General features: G+C 68.4%; 14 protein-coding genes. 12 read left to right on the forward strand and 2 right to left on the reverse strand.

The annotated features are described in order from the left end of the window. Positions 1-116 precede the first annotated feature (116 nt). From ngcE to ACFWSK_RS09575, 9 genes are all read left to right on the forward strand, one after another. Positions 117-1568 (forward strand): N-acetylglucosamine/diacetylchitobiose ABC transporter substrate-binding protein, encoded by a 1452-nt coding sequence (gene ngcE, locus ACFWSK_RS09535; RefSeq protein ID WP_383783295.1) that lies wholly within the window; start codon positions 117-119, stop codon positions 1566-1568. Between the two features lie 96 nt (positions 1569-1664). Beyond that, positions 1665-2588, forward strand: coding sequence for a carbohydrate ABC transporter permease (locus tag ACFWSK_RS09540; RefSeq protein WP_383783296.1), 924 nt, complete (start codon positions 1665-1667; stop codon positions 2586-2588). Positions 2589-2606: 18 nt separating this feature from the next. After that, the gene (locus ACFWSK_RS09545) at positions 2607-3533 is read left to right on the forward strand and encodes a carbohydrate ABC transporter permease (protein WP_383783350.1); all 927 of its coding nucleotides are present in this window, start codon (positions 2607-2609) and stop codon (positions 3531-3533) included. Positions 3534-3717: 184 nt separating this feature from the next. Further along, the gene (locus tag ACFWSK_RS09550; protein ID WP_383783297.1) at positions 3718-4917 is read left to right on the forward strand and encodes an ROK family protein; all 1200 of its coding nucleotides are present in this window, start codon (positions 3718-3720) and stop codon (positions 4915-4917) included. A gap of 120 nt (positions 4918-5037) precedes the next feature. Then, positions 5038-6150: a substrate-binding domain-containing protein gene (locus tag ACFWSK_RS09555; RefSeq protein WP_383783298.1), complete on the forward strand. Its 1113-nt coding sequence runs from the start codon at positions 5038-5040 to the stop codon at positions 6148-6150. 282 nt (positions 6151-6432) lie between these two features. Then, positions 6433-7221 carry an ATP-binding cassette domain-containing protein gene (locus tag ACFWSK_RS09560; RefSeq protein WP_383783299.1) on the forward strand — a complete coding sequence of 263 codons (789 nt, stop codon included), beginning with the start codon at positions 6433-6435 and terminating at the stop codon, positions 7219-7221. Then, positions 7218-8507 carry a sugar ABC transporter permease gene (locus ACFWSK_RS09565; RefSeq protein ID WP_383783300.1) on the forward strand — a complete coding sequence of 430 codons (1290 nt, stop codon included), beginning with the start codon at positions 7218-7220 and terminating at the stop codon, positions 8505-8507. Before ACFWSK_RS09560 ends, ACFWSK_RS09565 begins: the two co-directional genes overlap by 4 nt. A 203-nt stretch (positions 8508-8710) precedes the next feature. Then, positions 8711-10639 carry a 1-deoxy-D-xylulose-5-phosphate synthase gene (gene dxs / locus ACFWSK_RS09570; RefSeq protein WP_383783301.1) on the forward strand — a complete coding sequence of 643 codons (1929 nt, stop codon included), beginning with the start codon at positions 8711-8713 and terminating at the stop codon, positions 10637-10639. 273 nt (positions 10640-10912) lie between these two features. After that, positions 10913-12394: an amino acid permease gene (locus ACFWSK_RS09575; protein WP_383783351.1), complete on the forward strand. Its 1482-nt coding sequence runs from the start codon at positions 10913-10915 to the stop codon at positions 12392-12394. Here the strand turns inward: ACFWSK_RS09575 and ACFWSK_RS09580 are convergent. Together ACFWSK_RS09580 and ACFWSK_RS09585 are read right to left on the reverse strand one after the other, a co-directional pair. Next, entirely contained in the window at positions 12387-12803 is a 417-nt protein-coding gene (locus tag ACFWSK_RS09580; protein ID WP_383783302.1) for an NTP pyrophosphohydrolase, read from the reverse strand. The genes ACFWSK_RS09575 and ACFWSK_RS09580 overlap by 8 nt on opposite strands. Before the next feature lie 48 nt (positions 12804-12851). Further along, on the reverse strand, positions 12852-13967 hold the full coding sequence (locus ACFWSK_RS09585) for an LCP family protein (protein WP_383783303.1): 1116 nt from the start codon (positions 13965-13967) through the stop codon (positions 12852-12854). A gap of 181 nt (positions 13968-14148) precedes the next feature. Between ACFWSK_RS09585 and galE the strand changes: the two genes are divergently transcribed. The 3 genes from galE to ACFWSK_RS09600 all read left to right on the forward strand — a co-directional run bounded on the left by galE (position 14149) and on the right by ACFWSK_RS09600 (position 18000). Then, positions 14149-15135, forward strand: a complete 987-nt coding sequence (galE, locus tag ACFWSK_RS09590; protein WP_383783304.1) for a UDP-glucose 4-epimerase GalE — start codon at positions 14149-14151, stop codon at positions 15133-15135. Between the two features lie 140 nt (positions 15136-15275). Next, positions 15276-16376 (forward strand): hypothetical protein, encoded by a 1101-nt coding sequence (locus tag ACFWSK_RS09595; protein WP_383783305.1) that lies wholly within the window; start codon positions 15276-15278, stop codon positions 16374-16376. A gap of 40 nt (positions 16377-16416) precedes the next feature. Continuing rightward, a complete protein-coding gene (locus ACFWSK_RS09600; protein ID WP_383783306.1) occupies positions 16417-18000 on the forward strand; it encodes a hypothetical protein in 1584 nt (527 codons plus the stop codon). The last annotated feature ends 10 nt before the right edge of the window (positions 18001-18010 follow it).

Raw genomic sequence — 18010 nt, forward strand, 5'->3', positions numbered from 1 at the left:
CGGAAATTCGCATGACCCAAGCGCAACTGACCGCGGTGGCGGGGCCCTTCGCCTGAGGCGATATCGACGGGTGACCGGTACACCGCCTGAGTCCTGAAGAAGGCGAGGACTTGAGCATGGGATCCACCTCCGCCCACAACAATGAGGGCCTTGGCCGTCGTAGTCTGATCAAGCGGTCTGCCGCACTCGGTCTGGTCACCATTCCGACGATGAGCTTCCTCTCCGCCTGCGCCACCGGCGGTGGCGGCACCGAAGACAAGGGCACCAAGAAGCCCGAGGGCCAGAAGTCGGCGAAGAACCCGCTCGGCGTCAAGAAGGGCGCCCCGCTGGAGGCGTTCATCTTCAAGGGCGGTCTGGGCGACCAGTACGCCATCGACGCGGAGACCGACTACAAGGCGACCTACGGCGCCACGGTCAAGCACACCGGCACGCAGCAGGTCGGCCCCAAGCTGACCCCGCGCTTCGCCGGCGGCAACCCGCCGGACGTCATCGACAACTCCGGTGCCGACCACCTGGACATGAACAAGCTGTCCACCCAGGGCCAGCTGCAGGACCTCGGTGTCCTTCTGGACGCGGCGTCGATGGACGACCCGGCCAAGAAGATCCGCGACACCATTCACCCGAGCACGCTCGAAAAGGGCATGCACGGCGACGTCTTCGACGTCCTGTACTACGCCTTCACCATCTACGGCACCTGGTACTCCCAGAAGCTGCTGGCGGACAAGGGCTGGGCGTACCCCAAGACCCTCGACGAGATGGTCGCGACCTGCGCCGAGATCAAGAAGGCGGGCATCGCGCCCTGGACGTACGCGGGCAAGTTCCCGTACTACGTCCACTTCAACCTCTTCGCGCAGATCGCCAAGATCGGCGGCATGCCGGGGTGGATCGAGATCGACAACCTCGAGCCGAACGCCTGGGCCAAGAACGACGCGGTCAAGGTCGTCGTCGAGCACTACGAGGAGCTGGCCGCCAAGAAGTACTTCCTGGAAGGCAGCCAGGGCCTGACCCACATCCAGTCGCAGACCGCCTGGACCAAGGGCAAGGCCGCGTTCATCCCGAACGGTTCGTGGGTCGAGAACGAGGCCGCCACGACCACGCCCAAGGACTTCGGCATGGCCGTCGGCGCGCTCTTCGACGGGGGTGCGGGCGACAAGATGCCGACCGCCTCGCTGCGCGCCGAGCCCAGTGAGCCGTTCATCGTCCCGAGCAAGGGCAAGAACCCGGCGGGCGGCATGGAGCTGCTGCGCATCATGCTCTCGAAGAAGCACGCGCAGAACTTCGCCACCAAGGTGAAGTCGCTGACCTGTGTCACCGGCGCCACCGACGGCATGACCCTCTCCCCGGGTCTCGCCTCGGCCAGCAAGGTCTTCGGCGAGGCCGGTGACAACCTCATCAGCCTCCAGCTGCAGGAGTGGTACCCGGCGCTGACCGACGAGAAGATCGGCGGCCTCACGGGCCAGCTCCTCACGGGCGACCTGAAGGCCGCCGACTGGATCAAGAAGACCCAGAAGTACTGCGACGACGTCGCACGGGACAGCTCGGTCAAGAAGTTCAAGCGCACGGCCTGACGTGCCCGCGTGTCGTGAACCGCGGTTCATGAGTCCACGGTTCCGTTTCCGCACCTGGCAGTAGAAGACCGACGAGGGGAAGGGCCGGGAAGCACCATGCAACACGGCAAATACCGATTCATAGCGGGCTTCCTGGCCCTGCCTCTGATCATCTACGCGATCTTCGTGATCTCACCGTTCATCCAGGCGTTCCAGATCTCGATGACCGACTGGTCGGGACTGGTCGGCACCTCGAAGTTCGTCGGCCTGGACAACTTCGAGCGGCTCTGGCACAGCGAGGACTTCTGGAACGCGCTGCGTCACAACATCTACATGCTGGCCGCGATCCCGGTCGTCACCCTCGGCATGGGGCTCTTCTTCGCCTTCATGCTCAACGTCGGCGGCCGGCGCAAGAAGAACGAAGTGGTCGGCGGTGTCACGGGGTCGAAGTTCTACAAGCTCATCTTCTTCTTCCCGCAGGTCATCTCCATCACGATCATCGCGGTCATCTGGTTCAACATCTACAACCCCGACCCCCAGGACGGCATGCTCAACTCCCTCCTGGGAGCGGTGGGTCTCGAAAGCCTGCAGAACGCCTGGCTGGGCGAGAAGAGCCTGGCGCTCATCTGCATCAGCGCCGTCATGGTCTGGTCCAATGTCGGCTTCTACGTGGTGCTCTTCTCCGCGGCGATGGCATCCATCCCGCGGGAGATCTACGAGGCGTCCCTGCTCGACGGGGCCAACCGCATCCACACCTTCTTCAGGATCACCCTGCCGCTGCTGTGGGACACCGTCCAGACCGGCTGGGTCTACATGGGCATCTGCGCCCTCGACGCGTTCGCCCTGGTCCAGATCATGTCGGTGAACATGGGCGGACCGGACGGCGCCACGGACGTCATGCCGCTGAGGCTCTACCAGACGGCCTTCCGCGACAGCCAGTTCGGCTACGCCTCGGCGATGGGCGTCGCGATGCTCGTCGTGACCATGACGTTCGCAGTGCTCACCATGCGCTTTGCGCGGCGTGAGCGGATCGAGTTCTAGGGGTACGGGCGGATGACGATCAAGACCGACGAGACACCGACGCAGGGCGTCGTACCCGGCGCGAGGAAGCCGAGCTCCCCCAAGGGCGCCAAGAGCGGCAAGGGCGGCAAGGAGGGCGGCGTACTCAACGTCTTCTCCCACGGCATGCTGGTCGTCTGGGCGCTGATGGTGGGAGTCCCGCTCCTGTGGGTGCTGTGGAGCTCCTTCAAGACAAGTAACGGCATCCTCACCGAGCCGTGGGGCCTGCCCACCACCCTTCACTGGGAGAACTGGTCCAACGCCTGGAACAAGGCGAACATGGGCCAGTACTTCATCAACACGGTGATCGTCGTGGGCGGTTCGGTCATCGGCACGATGGTGCTGGGCTCGATGGCCGCGTACGTCCTGGCCCGCTTCCAGTTCCCGGGCAACCGCTTCATCTACTACCTGTTCGTGGCGGGCATGTCCTTCCCCGTCTTCATGCTGGTGATCCCGCTCTTCTTCGTCATGCGGGACTTCCCGACCGGGTCGCTGCTCACCACGTACCAGGGCATGATCCTGGTCTACATCGCCTATTCGCTGCCGTTCACCGTCTTCTTCATGACGGCGTTCTTCCGGACGCTGCCGACCTCGGTGGCCGAGGCGGCGATGATCGACGGGGCCTCGCACACCCGGACGTTCTTCCAGGTCATGCTGCCGATGGCCAAGCCCGGCCTGATCAGCATCGGCATCTTCAACTTCCTCGGGCAGTGGAACCAGTACCTGCTGCCCATGGTGCTGAACCAGGAGGAGAAGGACTACGTGCTGACCCAGGGCCTCGCGATGATCGCCCTGCAGCAGGGTTACGAGAACGACTGGGGCGCACTGATGGCGGGCATGATGATCGCCATGCTGCCCGTCCTGGTCGTCTACTTCATCTTCCAGCGCCAGGTCCAGGCCGGTCTGACGGCGGGCGCCATGAAGTAGTACGCCACGTCCGCTCCGGCAACGCCCGGGTCCAGCTGCTTCAAGCGGCGGGACCCGGGCGTTCCGCGTTTCCCGCTGGCCCGCTCAACCGAGGCCCTCCCCGCTCAGGTCTTGACGGGAGGTGGTCCCTAAGACTCTGCTTAGAGTTCACATGTTAGAGAAAACGGCAGGAGTGAGAGAGTCGATGGAGACTCCGGGGTCGCAGACATCTCTGCATCGGGCCAATCTTGAGCGCGTCGTACGGGCCGTACGAATGGCGGGATCGCTCACCCAGGCGGAGATCGCCAGGGGCACTGGCCTCTCCGCGGCCACCGTCTCCAATATCGTTCGCGAGCTGAAGGACAGCGGCACGGTCGAGGTCACGCCGACATCGGCCGGCGGCCGCAGGGCGCGCAGCGTGTCGCTCAGCGGCGACGCGGGCATCGTGGTCGGCGTGGACTTCGGCCATACGCACCTCAGGGTGGCCGTCGGCAACCTGGCCCACCAGGTGCTTGCCGAGGAGTCCGAGCCGCTGGACGTCGACGCCTCGTCGGCGCAGGGCTTCGGCCGGGCGGAACAGCTGGTGAACCGGCTGATCGAGGCCACCGGGATCGCTCCGGACAAGGTGATCGGTGTCGGGCTCGGCGTGCCCGGACCGATCGACGTGGAGTCCGGCACGCTGGGCTCCACCTCGATCCTGCCGGGCTGGACGGGCATCAACCCCAGCGAGGAACTGGCCGGACGCCTGGGGGTGCCGGTGTACGTCGACAACGACGCCAACCTCGGGGCGCTGGGCGAGCTGGTCTGGGGGAGCGGGCGGGGGGTCAAGGACCTCGCGTACATCAAGGTCGCGAGCGGTGTCGGCGCCGGTCTGGTGATCGACGGCTCCATCTACCGGGGCCCCGGTGGCACGGCCGGCGAGATCGGGCACATCACGCTCGACGAGTCGGGCCCCGTGTGCCGCTGCGGCAACCGCGGCTGCCTGGAGACCTTCGCCGCCGCCCGGTACGTCCTGCCCCTGCTCCAGCCCAGCCACGGGGCCGATCTGACCATGGAACGCGTGGTCCAGCTGGCCCGTGAGGGCGATCCGGGCTGCCGTCGGGTGATCGGGGACGTCGGGCGGCACATCGGCAGCGGTGTCGCCAACCTGTGCAACCTGCTGAACCCGAGCCGGGTGGTGCTCGGCGGGTCCCTCGCGGAGGCGGGGGAGCTGGTGCTGGGACCGATCCGCGACTCGGTCTCCCGGTATGCCATTCCGAGCGCCGCACGGCAGTTGTCGGTGCTGCCCGGAGCCCTCGGCGGCCGGGCGGAAGTGCTGGGCGCGCTGGCCCTCGTACTGAACGAGATGGGTGATTCAACCCTTTTGGAGAGCACGCTCTCCACGGCGACCCCTGCCTTCACTTAGATAACGAATGGCACCGTTGTCATCTCGTTAAGGATTTACTCCTTGACGCTGACGTCGCGGCCGAGTTGACTTCCAGCCACCTCGGCCGCAACGTCGCGGCCTCGTCAGGGAGGTTCGAGAATGAACACGCGTATGCGTCGTGCCGCCGTTGCCGTTGCCGCCACCGCCATGGCTGTCTCGCTTGCCGCTTGCGGCAGTGCCAAGGAGTCCGGCGACAAGGCCGAAAAGAGCTCGGCGAAGAAGGGCGACGACCTCAAGATAGGTCTGCTCCTTCCCGAGAATCAGACGGCCCGGTACGAGAAGTTCGACAAGCCGCTCATCGAAGAGAAGGTCAGCGAGCTCACCAACGGCAAGGCGAAGGTCATCTACGCCAACGCCAAGCAGGACGCCACACTGCAGTCGCAGCAGGTCGAGACCATGATCACCAACAAAGTCGACGCGCTGATCATCGACGCGGTGGACTCCAAGGCCATCGCCAACGGCGTGAAGAAGGCCAAGGACGCCGGCATCCCCGTCGTCGCCTTCGACCGCCTCGCCGAGGGCCCGATCGACGCCTACACCTCCTTCGACAACGAAGAGGTCGGCCACGTCCAGGGCAAGGCCCTGCTGGAGGCCCTCGGCGACAAGGCCGACGGCGGCACGATCGTGATGATGAACGGCGCGATCACCGACCCGAACGCCGCCCTCTTCAAGAAGGGCGCCAAGGCCGAGCTCGACGGCAAGGTCAAGTACGGCAAGGAGTACGACACCAAGGAGTGGAAGCCGGAGAACGCCAACGCCAACATGGAGGCGGCGATCACGGCTCTCGGCAAGGACAAGATCGTCGGCGTCTACTCCGCCAACGACGGCATGGCGGGCGGCATCATCACCGCCCTCAAGGCCGCCGGTCTCTCCAAGCTCCCGCCGGTCACCGGCCAGGACGCCGAACTCGCCGGTGTGCAGCGCATCGTCGCCGGTGAGCAGTTCATGAGCGTCTACAAGCCGTACGCCCCCGAGGGTGCGGCCGCGGCCGAGATGGCCGTCGCGCTGGCCAAGGGCGAGAAGCTCGACTCGATCGCCACGTCCACGGTGGACAGCCCCACCCAGAAGGGCGTTCCCACCGTCCTGGTCCCGGTCGTCTCGCTGACCCAGGCCAACATCCAGGACACCGTCCTGAAGGACGGCATCTACACGGTCGACGAGATCTGCACGGCCAAGTACAAGGCCGCCTGCGACAAGCTCGGCCTCAAGTAGTCCGTCGAGGGTCCGGCCGCACCCGGCCGGACCCGCGGCCGGCCGGCCACCGTGATCGCACGGTGCGACGGCCGTCCACCGGCAGCAAGTCCGCTGACGTACAAGCGACTTGCGCCCACGAAGCCTGTCCGGTGCCCCGCCCACCAACTGTCCCGCTGCCGGGCGGGGCACCGGATGGAACACTTCCCCGCGGCCTCTGCCGCGCCCCCCTTGTTCTCTTCTGCTCGACCCACCGCGCCTTCCCCCAGGCGCGGCATCCCCGCCGGTCAGGCGGCGAAGGAGATGGTTCACGTGTCCGCTACGCCCGTGTTGGCGTTGCGAGGGGTCTCCAAGCGATTCGGTGCCGTCCAGGCGCTCACCGATGTACAGCTTGAGGTCCACGCCGGCGAGGTGGTCGCCCTGGTCGGCGACAACGGCGCCGGTAAATCAACGCTGGTCAAGACGATTGCCGGTGTCCACCCGATCGATGACGGAGTCATCGAGTGGGAAGGCGACGCCGTCCAGATCAACAAGCCGCACGACGCCCAGAACCTGGGCATCGCGACCGTCTATCAGGACCTCGCGCTGTGCGACAACATCGATGTCGTCGGGAACCTCTACCTCGGCCGGGAACTCCGCAAGTTCGGCGTGCTCAACGAGGTCGAGATGGAGCGCCGCTCCCTCGAGCTCCTCAGCACGCTGTCGATCCGCATTCCCAGCGTCCGCATCCCGATCGCCTCGCTCTCCGGCGGTCAGCGCCAGACCGTGGCCATCGCCCGGTCGATGCTCGGTGAGCCCAAGCTCGTCATCCTCGACGAGCCCACAGCGGCCCTCGGTGTCGAGCAGACCGCCCAGGTCCTCGACCTCGTCGAGCGGCTGCGCGAGCGCGGCCACGCGGTCATCCTCATCAGCCACAACATGGCCGATGTGAAGGCCGTCGCCGACAAGGTGGCGGTGCTCAGGCTGGGCCGCAACAACGGGGTCTTCGACGTGAAGACCACCTCGCAGGAAGAGATCATCTCCGCCATCACCGGCGCCACGGAAAACGCCGTGACCCGTCGTGCGGCGCGCAACGCGGAGGTTCAGAAGTGAACACCGACAAGACGGCCGCCCCCGCCGGCGCTCCCGTGGTGAACCCGGACGCCGCCAAGGGCGCGGCCACCGCGGTCGACCCCCGGCTGCTCGTGCGCGAGCAGGGCCTCGGCGGATACCTCACCGAGTTCAAGCGCAAGATGAGCGCGGGTGACCTCGGCTCGATCCCCGTGATCATCGGCCTGGTCATCATCTGCGTGGTCTTCCAGAGCCTGAACTCGGAGTTCCTCTCCGCGAAGAACCTCAGCGACATCGCCGTCGCGATGGTCGCCACCGGCATGATGGCCGTCGGCATCATCTTCGTCCTGCTGCTCGGCGAGATCGACCTGTCGGTCGGCTCGGTCAGCGGCGTCTCCGGCGCGCTGGTGGCCGTACTGAGCGTCACCCAGGGCATGAACGAGTGGCTGGCCGTCCTCATCGCGATCGTCAGCGGTGCGGTCATCGGCGCGATCCACGGCTTCTTCTTCGCCCGGATAGGCGCGCCCGCCTTCGCCGTCACCCTCGCCGGCCTGCTGTTCTGGCTGGGCTTCATGCTCCAGCTGCTCGGTGACACCGGCACGATCAACCTTGACGGCGACGGCGTCGTCGGTCACCTCACCACGTACTACTTCTCCGATGTCGCGGCCGCGTACGGCCTCGCCGCGGTGGCCGTCGTGGGCTACTTCCTCTCCGCGTTCCTGGACAGCCGCCGCCGCGAGGCCGCGGGCATCCCGGCCCGGCCGCTCACCGACATCGTGGTGCGCACCGTCGTGCTCGCGGTGTTCGCCTTCGCCGCCGCGATCATGTTCAACCAGTACCGGGGCCTGCCCCTGGCCCTGGTCCTCTTCCTCGTGGTCCTGGTGGCGACGGACTTCGTCCTGCGCCGCACGGCCTACGGCCGGAAGATCTTCGCGCTCGGCGGCAGCGTCGAGGCGTCCCGCCGCGCGGGCATCAACGTCACGGCGATCCGGGTCTCGGTCTTCGCCATCGCGGGTACCTTCGCGGCGATCGGCGGTCTGTTCTGGGCCTCCAAGATCGCGGCGGTCAACCAGGGCTCCGGCACCGGCGACCTGCTGATGAACGTCATCGCGGCGGCCGTCATCGGTGGCACCAGCCTCTTCGGCGGACGCGGCCGGACCTGGAACGCGCTCCTCGGCGTCATGGTCATCGTCTCGATCCAGTACGGACTGTCCCTGGAAGGCATCGCCACCCCGATCAACTACATGATCACCGGCGGCGTCCTCCTCATCACGGTCGTCATCGACTCCGTCACACGCAAGACCCAGAAGTCGGCCGGTCGCGCCTGACCCCCGACCACGCACCCGCCCGGCATCCTCCGAGGTGCCGGGCTCGTGCGTGTCCGCGTTCCCATGGTGCGCACAGGTGTGCGATGTCATACGTCATCCGATCGGGTGGCGCAGAATGCACCGCCCGCTGACGGCGCACGCGGGCGGAACATTAGACTCATCGGATCGGCACGCTCGACCAGCTCAAACGCAAGGAGGCACGGGTGGATCTGCTGACCCGCATCGGGGGACCGCGCGACCTGGACCGGCTCAGCCTTGAGCAGCTGGAGCAGCTCGCCGGGGAGATCCGTACGTTCCTCGTCGACGCGGTGTCCAAGACCGGTGGACACCTCGGACCCAACCTGGGTGTGGTCGAGCTGACCATCGCCCTGCACCGGGTGTTCGAGTCGCCACGGGACAAGGTCCTCTTCGACACCGGCCACCAGAGCTATGTGCACAAGCTGCTCACAGGCCGCCAGGACTTCTCGAAGCTCAAGAGCAAGGGCGGCCTCTCCGGCTACCCCTCCCGGGCCGAGTCCGAGCACGACATCATCGAGAACTCGCACGCCTCGACCGTCCTCGGCTGGGCCGACGGCCTCGCCAAGGCCAACGAGGTACTGGAGAAGGACGACCACGTCGTCGCGGTCATCGGAGACGGTGCCCTCACCGGCGGGATGGCCTGGGAGGCGCTGAACAACATCGCCGCCGCCAAGGACCGCCCCCTGGTCATCGTGGTGAACGACAACGAGCGCTCGTACGCCCCGACCATCGGCGGCCTCGCGAACCACCTCGCCACCCTCCGCACGACGGACGGGTACGAGCGGTTCCTGGCCCGCGGCAAGGACCTCCTGGAGCGCACTCCCGTCGTCGGGAAGCCGCTGTACGAGACCCTGCACGGCGCCAAGAAGGGCCTCAAGGACTTCATCGCCCCCCAGGGCATGTTCGAGGACCTCGGCCTGAAGTACGTGGGCCCGATCGACGGCCACGACATCGAGGCCCTGGAGTCCGCGCTCCAGCGGGCCAAGCGCTTCGGCGGCCCCGTCATCGTCCACTGCCTCACGGAGAAGGGCCGCGGTTACACCCCGGCCCTCGAGGACGAGGCCGACCGCTTCCACGCGGTCGGCAAGATCCACCCGGACACCGGCCTGCCGATCTCCACCTCCGGCCTCGACTGGACCTCGGTCTTCGGCGAGGAGATGGTCAAGCTCGGCAAGGAGCGCAAGGACATCGTCGCGATCACCGCGGCCATGCTCCAGCCGGTCGGCCTCGGCAGGTTCGAGGAGGCGTTCCCGGACCGGATCTACGACGTCGGCATCGCCGAGCAGCACGGCGCGGTCTCCGCGGCTGGCCTCGCCACCGGCGGACTGCACCCTGTCTTCGCGGTCTACGCGACCTTCCTCAACCGCGCCTTCGACCAGGTCCTGATGGATGTCGCCCTGCACAAGTGCGGGGTCACCTTCGTCCTGGACCGCGCCGGAGTCACCGGTACGGACGGCGCCTCGCACAACGGCATGTGGGACATGTCGATCCTCCAGTGCGTGCCGACCCTCCGGATCGCCGCCCCGCGCGACGCCGACCAGGTCCGCGCCCAGCTGCGCGAAGCGGTCGACGTCGACGACGCCCCGACCGTGGTCCGCTTCTCCAAGGGCGCGGTCGGCCCGGCGGTCAAGGCCGTCGGCAAGGCCGGCGGGATGGACGTCCTGCGCGAGGCCGGCACCAAGCGGCCCGACGTGCTGCTGGTGTCCGTCGGAGCGCTCGCCCCGATGTGCCTGGAGATCGCCACGCTGCTGGAGGCCCAGGGCATCTCGACCACTGTGGTCGACCCCCGCTGGGTCAAGCCCGTCGACGAGGCCATGGCCCCGCTCGCCGAGCAGCACCGGGTGGTCGTCACCGTCGAGGACAACAGCCGCGCGGGCGGCGTCGGCTCCGCCATCGCCCAGGCGCTGCGCGACGCCGGTGTCGACGTACCGCTGCGGGACTTCGGTATCCCGCCGGTCTTCCTCGACCACGCCTCGCGCAAGGAGGTCATGGCCGAGATCGGGCTGACCGCCCCGGACATCGCCCGTCAGGTCACGGGTCTGGTGGCCAAGCTCGACGGCCGGTACGAGAGCCGGGACGCCGAGCCGCGTCCGGTGGAGCCCGCACGCGACTGACCGCACCACCGCGTCACCCGTCCGCGCCCCTCGGTCCCACCGGACCGGGGGGCGCAGTCGTGTCCCGCGCTCCGGCCGTCCGGCGACGCCAGGGGGCTCCCCTCTACTCCGTACGGCCCAGTGGGCTTCCCTCTCCCGGGCCCCATCGGGTGAATCGCCCCGCTCGACCGCCCGCATGCCGCGCGCCCTCTCGATCATGGCCGTGATTCGGGTAACGCGAGGGCCCCGGCGACGGACGAGACGAACGATCACGGAGGCAGACCGGTGAGCACAATGTTCCGGACGAAAACGGTCGAACAGTCGATCAGGGACACGGAAGAACCGGAGCACAAACTCAAGAAATCCCTCTCGGCGCTGGACCTCACGGTCTTCGGCGTCGGAGTCATCATCGGCACCGGCATCTTCGTCCTCACGGGCAAGGTGGCGAAGGAGACGGCGGGGCCCGCCACGGCCCTCGCCTTCGTCGCCGCGGGCATCGTCTGCGCGCTGGCCGCGCTCTGCTACGCGGAGTTCGCCTCGACGGTCCCGGTGGCCGGATCCGCGTACACCTTCTCGTACGCCTCACTCGGCGAACTGGTCGCCTGGACCATCGGCTGGGACCTGATCCTGGAATTCACGCTGGGCACGGCCGTGGTGGCGGTCGGCTGGTCCGGCTACGTCCGCTCGCTGATGGACAATGTCGGCTGGACCATGCCCGACGCGCTCTCCGGGCCCGATGTGGCCGAAGGGTTCGGCTTCGACATCCTGGCCTTCGTGCTGGTCCTGCTGCTCACCGTCATCCTGGTGCTCGGCATGAAGCTCTCCGCACGCGTCACCGCGATCGTCGTCGCCATCAAGGTGACGGTGGTCCTCATCGTGATCATCGCGGGCTCCTTCTTCATCAACGCGGACAACTACTCGCCGTTCATCCCCGACGCCGTGAGGCAGCCCGCCGGTGCGGGCCTGGACGCACCGCTGGTCCAGCTGATGTTCGGTTACGAACCCACGAACTTCGGCATCATGGGCATCTTCACCGCTGCCTCCGTCGTCTTCTTCGCCTTCATCGGCTTCGACGTCGTCGCCACCGCAGCGGAGGAGACCAAGATCCCGCAGCGGGACATGCCGCGCGGCATCCTCGGCTCGCTCCTGATCTGCACCGTGCTCTACGTGGCCGTGTCCATCGTCGTCACCGGCATGCAGCACTACAGCGAACTGTCGGTGAGCGCCCCGCTCGCCGACGCCTTCAAGTCCGTCGGGCACCCGTTCTACGCGGGCGTCATCAGCTTCGGTGCCGCCGTCGGCCTCACCACGGTCTGCATGATCCTGCTGCTCGGCCAGACCCGGGTGTTCTTCGCGATGAGCCGGGACGGGCTGCTGCCGCGGTTCTTCTCCGTGACGCACCCGAAGTTCGGCACGCCGTACCGGCCGACGATCCTGCTGGGCGTGCTCATCGCGATCATCGCGGGCTTCACCAGCATCAACGAACTGGCGACGCTGGTGAACATCGGCACGCTCTTCGCGTTCGTCGTCGTCGCCCTGGGCGTGATCGTCCTGCGCCGCACCCGGCCCGATCTGCACCGCGCCTTCCGCACCCCGTGGGTCCCGCTGGTCCCGATCCTCTCGGTGGCCGCCTCGGTCTGGCTGATGCTGAACCTGCCGGCCGAGACCTGGGTGCGGTTCGGGGTCTGGATGGCGATCGGTATCGCCATCTACTTCCTGTACGGGCAGAGGCACAGCCGCGTTACCGAGAGCGGGGAGCGCAAGCAGGTCAGTTGAGCCCGGCCGGCGGTGCGGGGCGTACGGCACGGGGTCCCACGCACCTCGCCCCGTGCGCCTCGACCCGCTGCCGCAGTCCCCGGTCCGCAGTGACCACGAGGCAGAGGCGGCCCGGAGACCGGGCCGCCTCTGTCGCGACGAGTCCGGCGATCAGGTCGTCACCGCTGCCGGGCGCCGTCTCCACGCGTACGCCGGGCACCGGACCGGTGCCGCGCGCCGCGCCTTCGACGACCAGCACCAGCTCGACGGGGCCGGGGGCCGTGGCCAGGCCGTCCTTGGCGTAGGGGACGAGCGAGTCCCGCAGCCGCTCGGCCGCCCCGCGCCGGTCCCGCCACCAGCCGTCCGGTACCGACCCCACCACGTTGGCGGCGTCGACGATCACCAGCGGCAGCGTCTTCTCGGTCGGCATCCCGGGCATCCTGGCAGAATGCCACGGGCCGCCGCCGCTCACGGTCCGTCAGCCGCCGGTGGCGGGGGACTTCTTCGCGGACTCCGGGATCGAGGTGTCCTCGCGGAGCGCCTTCCAGAGGGTGTCGGCCTGCGGCTGAGCGGCCACCACCCGGTTCGGGTCCTGCTTGTCGTACGCGACCGGCAGCATGATCGTTTCCATCGAGGCCGGGTCGACGCCGTTCATCGAACGCGCGAAGTCGCTGAGCGACTTGAGCGAGGCGAGACCCTCGTCGGTCGTCAGCGACTTGGTGGCGGAACTGGCGATCTTGTACGTCGTCGTCGGGCTGCCCAGCAGGTCCTGCGACTTGATCTCGCTCAGCAGCGCCATCATGAACTGCTGCTGGAGCCCGATGCGCCCGAGGTCGCTGCCGTCACCGATGCCGTGCCGCGTACGGACGTAGGCGAGCGACTCGGTGCCGTCGAGCTTGTGCGGGCCGGCGGTCAGGCTCAGGCCGGACGCCTTGTCGTTGATGTCCTGGGGGACGTCGACCGTGACGCCGCCGATGGCGTCGACCAGGTCCTTGAACCCGGCGAAGTTGATCTCCAGGTAGTGGTCGATCCGGACGCCGGACATCTTCTCGACGGTCTTGACCACACAGGCGGGACCGGCCAGCGAGTAGACGGAGTTGAACATCACGCGGTTCGCGGACGACGTCGTCGAACCGTCGGGCTTGGTGCACTCGGGCCGGGTCACCAGGGTGTCGCGGGGGATGGACACGGCGACGGCCTTCGTACGGCCTTCGGGTATGTGCACCACCATCGCGGTGTCGGAACGCGCTCCGCCGACACTGCCGCCCCCGCCGAGCTCCTTGTTCTCGGCACCGGCCCGTGAGTCCGAACCGAGGACGAGGAGGTTCTGCCCCGTGGTCGGGAGCTTCTCGGGGCGGTCCTCACCGAGGGCCTTGTCGATGTCGACGCCCTTGATGTTGCCGTCGAGGCTGCTGTACATCCAGTAGACGGTGCCGCCGCCGGCGAGCAGGAGTACGAGGAAGATCCCGAGGGCGATCTTGAGTCCGCGACGCGGCTTGCGCGGGGCGCCTTCGTTGCGCTTGCGCTTGCGCCCCCCTCCACGCGGAGCGGCATGGCTGCTGGGCGTGCCCGGTGTCATGGCGTCGTGGCTCATCCTGCTCGAGTCCTCATATCTCATTGCCCGGGACGGGCGGCGGAGTGCGTGGGACTCGGGTGGGGGGTGTGACCGGTCCGTGAATGCATGACTGACCGAGCACTATAGAACAGCTAATCGTGGGAGTGTACGTTCTGATACCTGGGTTCGAGCCCTGTCCGCCTCGAACTACTATTCGTTCATGACTTGGTTGATCACGGGTGGGGCGGGGTTCATCGGAGCGCACGTGCTCCGGGCGATGCGGGAGGCCGGTGAGCCGGTCGCGGTGTACGACGACCTCTCCACCGGGGACCGCGCGCGGGTCCCGGAGGATGTCCCGTTCGTGCGGGGATCCACGCTGGACGGCGCCCACCTGCGAAGCACCATGCGAGAGCTGTCGGTGCGCGGCGTGGTTCACCTGGCGGCCAAGAAGCAGGTGGCCGAGTCGGTCGAACAGCCGCTGTACTACTACCGCGAGAACGTGGACGGTCTCCGGACCCTTCTGGACGCCACGGTCGACAGCGGAGTCGGGACTTTCCTTTTCTCCTCATCGGCCGCTGTGTACGGCATGCCCGACGTCGGTCTTGTGACCGAGGACACTCCGTGCGCCCCGATCAATCCCTACGGCGAGACCAAGCTGGCCGGCGAGTGGATGGTGCGCGCGACGGGCCGTGCCCACGGCATCGCCACCGCGTCCCTGCGCTACTTCAACGTGGCGGGGGCGGCCACGCCCCAGCTCGCCGACACCGGTGTCTTCAACCTCGTCCCCATGGTCTTCGAGAAACTGACCGAGGGCACGGCTCCCGTGGTCTTCGGCGACGACTACGACACCGTGGACGGCACCTGCGTACGTGACTTCATCCACGTCGACGACATCGCTTCGGCGCATCTGGCAGCGGCCAGGTCGCTGGCCGAGCGCGGGCCGGGGACGGATCTGACCCTCAACATCGGCCGGGGGCAGGGCGTCTCGGTGCGGGAGATGATCGACCTCATCGCGGAGGTCACGGGCTACGGAGCCGCGGCCACTCCCGTGCACGGCGCCCGCAGGGCGGGGGACCCGGCCCGGGTCGTCGCGTCCGCGGACCGGATTCGCGAAGAGCTGGGCTGGTCCGCCCGGCACGACGCTCGCGAGATGGTGGCCTCGGCGTGGGACGGATGGTGCCTGCGGCACCCGGGTGCGCGTCGCTGAGAGCGGCCACCGGCCCGTCGATTCCTCCCCGCATCAACGGATTTCTCCCCGCATCAACGTTTCTGTCGCTGTCTATGATGTCTCGGTCCTACACCCTCACTCGATGGGGGCCTCATCCGTTGGGAGGGTGACAACACACCATGCGAGGCGCCTTCCCGTCCGAAGCGGAACCGACGCGCGCGTCCGCCGCGCGGCGGCAGTCCGGCCGGGTGCTCGGCGGGCCCTGGCTGCTGACCGGCCACGACGGCCGGCTGACGGTGTACGTGCACCAGGAGGGTGAGGTCCTTCGCTGGACGGAGGAGGCCACCGGCTCCGGCCGTTGGGCAGGTCCGGATGCCGTTTCGGCCACGGGGATCACGCACCTCACCGTGGTCCAGGGCCGCAACCGCTACGCCCACATCCTGGGGCGCCGGGAACGGCCGCACGGCGAGGACCGGTCCGCGGTGGACATCATGCACGCGACCCAGTTCCAGACCGGTCGTCCGGTGACGGCGTGGCGTTCGCTGGGGAATCCGTCCAAGGACGTCGGCCAGGGTGCGGAGGCCGGCGCCCCCGCCGCGGCCGTGACCCCGGACGGCGCCCTCCACGTGTGCGTCCCTACGGGACTGGGTGGCCTCGCGCTGCGTCGTGAGGACAAGCGTGGTCAGTGGGAGGCGTGGCGGAAGCTTCCGGCTGCGGGTGTCACCGACCGCCCCGCACCCGCCGTGACCTCGTCGGGTCTCGTCGAGGTGCTGGTTCCGACGCGCACGGGCGCGCTCCACCTGTGCCAGCAGGAGCCGGCCGGGCCTCTCGTGCCCGGCTACGAGGTGGGCGCTGTCCCCCTGCCGGGCTCGGTGACTTCCCTGGAGACGGCCCCCGGCCGGCTGACGTACTACCTCACCGATGTGCGGGGCGGGGGTGTCGCGGCTTTCCGGGCGGGTCACTGGCCGGTGCCCCTGGGGGGCGAGCCGGGGGACGGGGCCATCAGCGCCGTGCGCACGATGCTGGACGGACTCGACTGCACGGTGCTGGCGTTCAGGGGCGCGGGCGGGACCCTCACTCTGGGCGCCTGTGCGACGGAGGGGGAGCAGGCCGGCGTGTGGTGGACCGACACCGGTATGCGCTGTGCGGGCGACCCTTCGCTCGCCGTCGACGGGGCTGGACGGATGGGCGTGGCGGTCATCGGCCAGGACGGCCGTCCGGCGGTCGCGCGACAGGTGGACGGTCAGGGCCTGGCCCTCAGCGACTGGCGCCGGATATGAGCACAGTGGCGCCCGGTGTGCCTCGGAAGGACGGGAAGACATGGCCCGCAGGACGGATGGCGACTCGGTGAGGAAGGCTCAGGCCGGCGGAGCCGCGCGGGACGACCTCCAGAGCGTGGCGGTCATCGCCGCCACGCCGCGCGACGCCGCGCTTCTCGTCTCGGCCGAGGTGGCAGGGGCGGAGATCAGCGTCATTTGCGTGGGCGAGGGGGGCAAGGAGGACCGCGCCGTACTGGACCGCGCGCTGGACGACGCGGTCCGGCGCGGATGCCGGGCCGGCGGCAGTCCCGTCTTCCTCCGCGGTGAGGGCGGCGACTGCCGCGAAGCCCTGGTGAGAGAGCTCAGGGAACTGCGCCCGAGGTGGGTGCGGTTGACGGACCCCGACCCGGAGCGTGCCACATACGACCCGGAAACGGGCATACCGGTACACGATGAGCCTCCTCGACTGGCGGCTGCGGCACTGGACGCTCTGGCGGCGGCGCGTACGCATCAGCTGGAGTCGGGCGTCCCGGTCTTCGTCGACTGCCGCAGGGCGGCGGCGGACGAGAAACTCGGTGCCGCGTCGGCGTCACGCTATCCCCGTACGGCGAACTGGCTGACCGAGGGATTCGACGGGCGGCTCTCCGCGTTCCTGCCGTCGGCCGCAGGCGTGGTGCGATGGTTCCAGCCGGAGGCCGGCAGGCCGGAATGGCAGGGGCCGGAGCTCCTGCCGGGCCCGCGGCTGATGCCCGGTCTGTCCGTGGTGCGGGATCTCCACGGGTTCGTGCACCTGCTCGCCCTGCGCCGGACCGCGCGCAAGGACGGCGGTGACGACGTGGAGATCGTGCATGCCGCGCAGTACGGCACCGGACGGCCACTGACACCGTGGCACTCGCTCGGCTCCCCGAACCCCGGAGACCGGTACAAGAGCAGAGAGGTCGGTTTCCCGGCGGCCGGTTTCGACCGGGCGGGAAACTTCTTCGTCTTCGTGCGCAACTTCGGCCACAGCGTGAGTTATCGCCGCCAGGCGCCCGACGGGGTATGGACCACCCCCTGGCAACACCTGCGAGGCCAGCGGGTCGCGGACGACCTCGTCGCGGTCACCACGCCGCAGGGTGAGGTCGAACTCCTGGCCCGTACCCGCGAATCCGGGGCTGTGGTGCGCTGGTACCGCTCCGGCCCGGACGGGGACTGGACAGAGGACCGGAACGTTCCCTTCTCGCCCCGGCCGGGCTCCATGGCGGCCGGACCCGAGCCCGGCACTGTCCTCTTCAGGGATCTGCTGACGAACGAGCCCGGTATCTGGTGGCCGGGAGCTCCCGCACCCGTGCCGCTAGGCGGATCGGAGGGTGAGGGCCCTCTGGGCGGCGCCCCCGGAGTCGAGGTGGACGGCTGGGCCTACACGCTCCTTGTCAGGGGTGGGCCGGGCGGCATGGGCGTGGTCGGGGCGTATGCCGAAGGGCGCCCCGATCAGGGTGTGTGGTGGAACGAAGCAGGTGCGAGCTCTCCACTCACGGCCGCTGCTCTGCGGGCCCGTACCGGGATGGTCACATTGGCGTCCCTCACGGCCGGAGCGCAGTTGGCGATCGCGCACCGAGAGTCACGAACCGGCGGTTTCGAATTCGGTTCCTGGTACACAGCGTGACATTTCTTGG

The organism is Streptomyces sp. NPDC058620, from assembly GCF_042717135.1.
Classification (GTDB): Bacteria; Actinomycetota; Actinomycetes; order Streptomycetales; family Streptomycetaceae; genus Streptomyces.

What these genes read in the sequence shown, in the direction of transcription:
- ACFWSK_RS09575 (WP_383783351.1), top strand. Translation starts at nt 10,913, where the DNA reads ATGTTCCGGACGAAAACGGTCGAACAGTCGATCAGGGACACGGAAGAA.
- ACFWSK_RS09560 (WP_383783299.1), top strand. Translation starts at nt 6,433, where the DNA reads ATGGTTCACGTGTCCGCTACGCCCGTGTTGGCGTTGCGAGGGGTCTCC.
- ACFWSK_RS09550 (WP_383783297.1), top strand. Translation starts at nt 3,718, where the DNA reads ATGGAGACTCCGGGGTCGCAGACATCTCTGCATCGGGCCAATCTTGAG.
- ACFWSK_RS09580 (WP_383783302.1), bottom strand. Translation starts at nt 12,803, where the DNA reads ATGCCGACCGAGAAGACGCTGCCGCTGGTGATCGTCGACGCCGCCAAC.
- ACFWSK_RS09595 (WP_383783305.1), top strand. Translation starts at nt 15,276, where the DNA reads ATGCGAGGCGCCTTCCCGTCCGAAGCGGAACCGACGCGCGCGTCCGCC.
- ACFWSK_RS09540 (WP_383783296.1), top strand. Translation starts at nt 1,665, where the DNA reads ATGCAACACGGCAAATACCGATTCATAGCGGGCTTCCTGGCCCTGCCT.
- ACFWSK_RS09600 (WP_383783306.1), top strand. Translation starts at nt 16,417, where the DNA reads ATGGCCCGCAGGACGGATGGCGACTCGGTGAGGAAGGCTCAGGCCGGC.
- galE (WP_383783304.1), top strand. Translation starts at nt 14,149, where the DNA reads ATGACTTGGTTGATCACGGGTGGGGCGGGGTTCATCGGAGCGCACGTG.
- ACFWSK_RS09555 (WP_383783298.1), top strand. Translation starts at nt 5,038, where the DNA reads ATGAACACGCGTATGCGTCGTGCCGCCGTTGCCGTTGCCGCCACCGCC.
- ngcE (WP_383783295.1), top strand. Translation starts at nt 117, where the DNA reads ATGGGATCCACCTCCGCCCACAACAATGAGGGCCTTGGCCGTCGTAGT.
- ACFWSK_RS09585 (WP_383783303.1), bottom strand. Translation starts at nt 13,967, where the DNA reads ATGAGCCACGACGCCATGACACCGGGCACGCCCAGCAGCCATGCCGCT.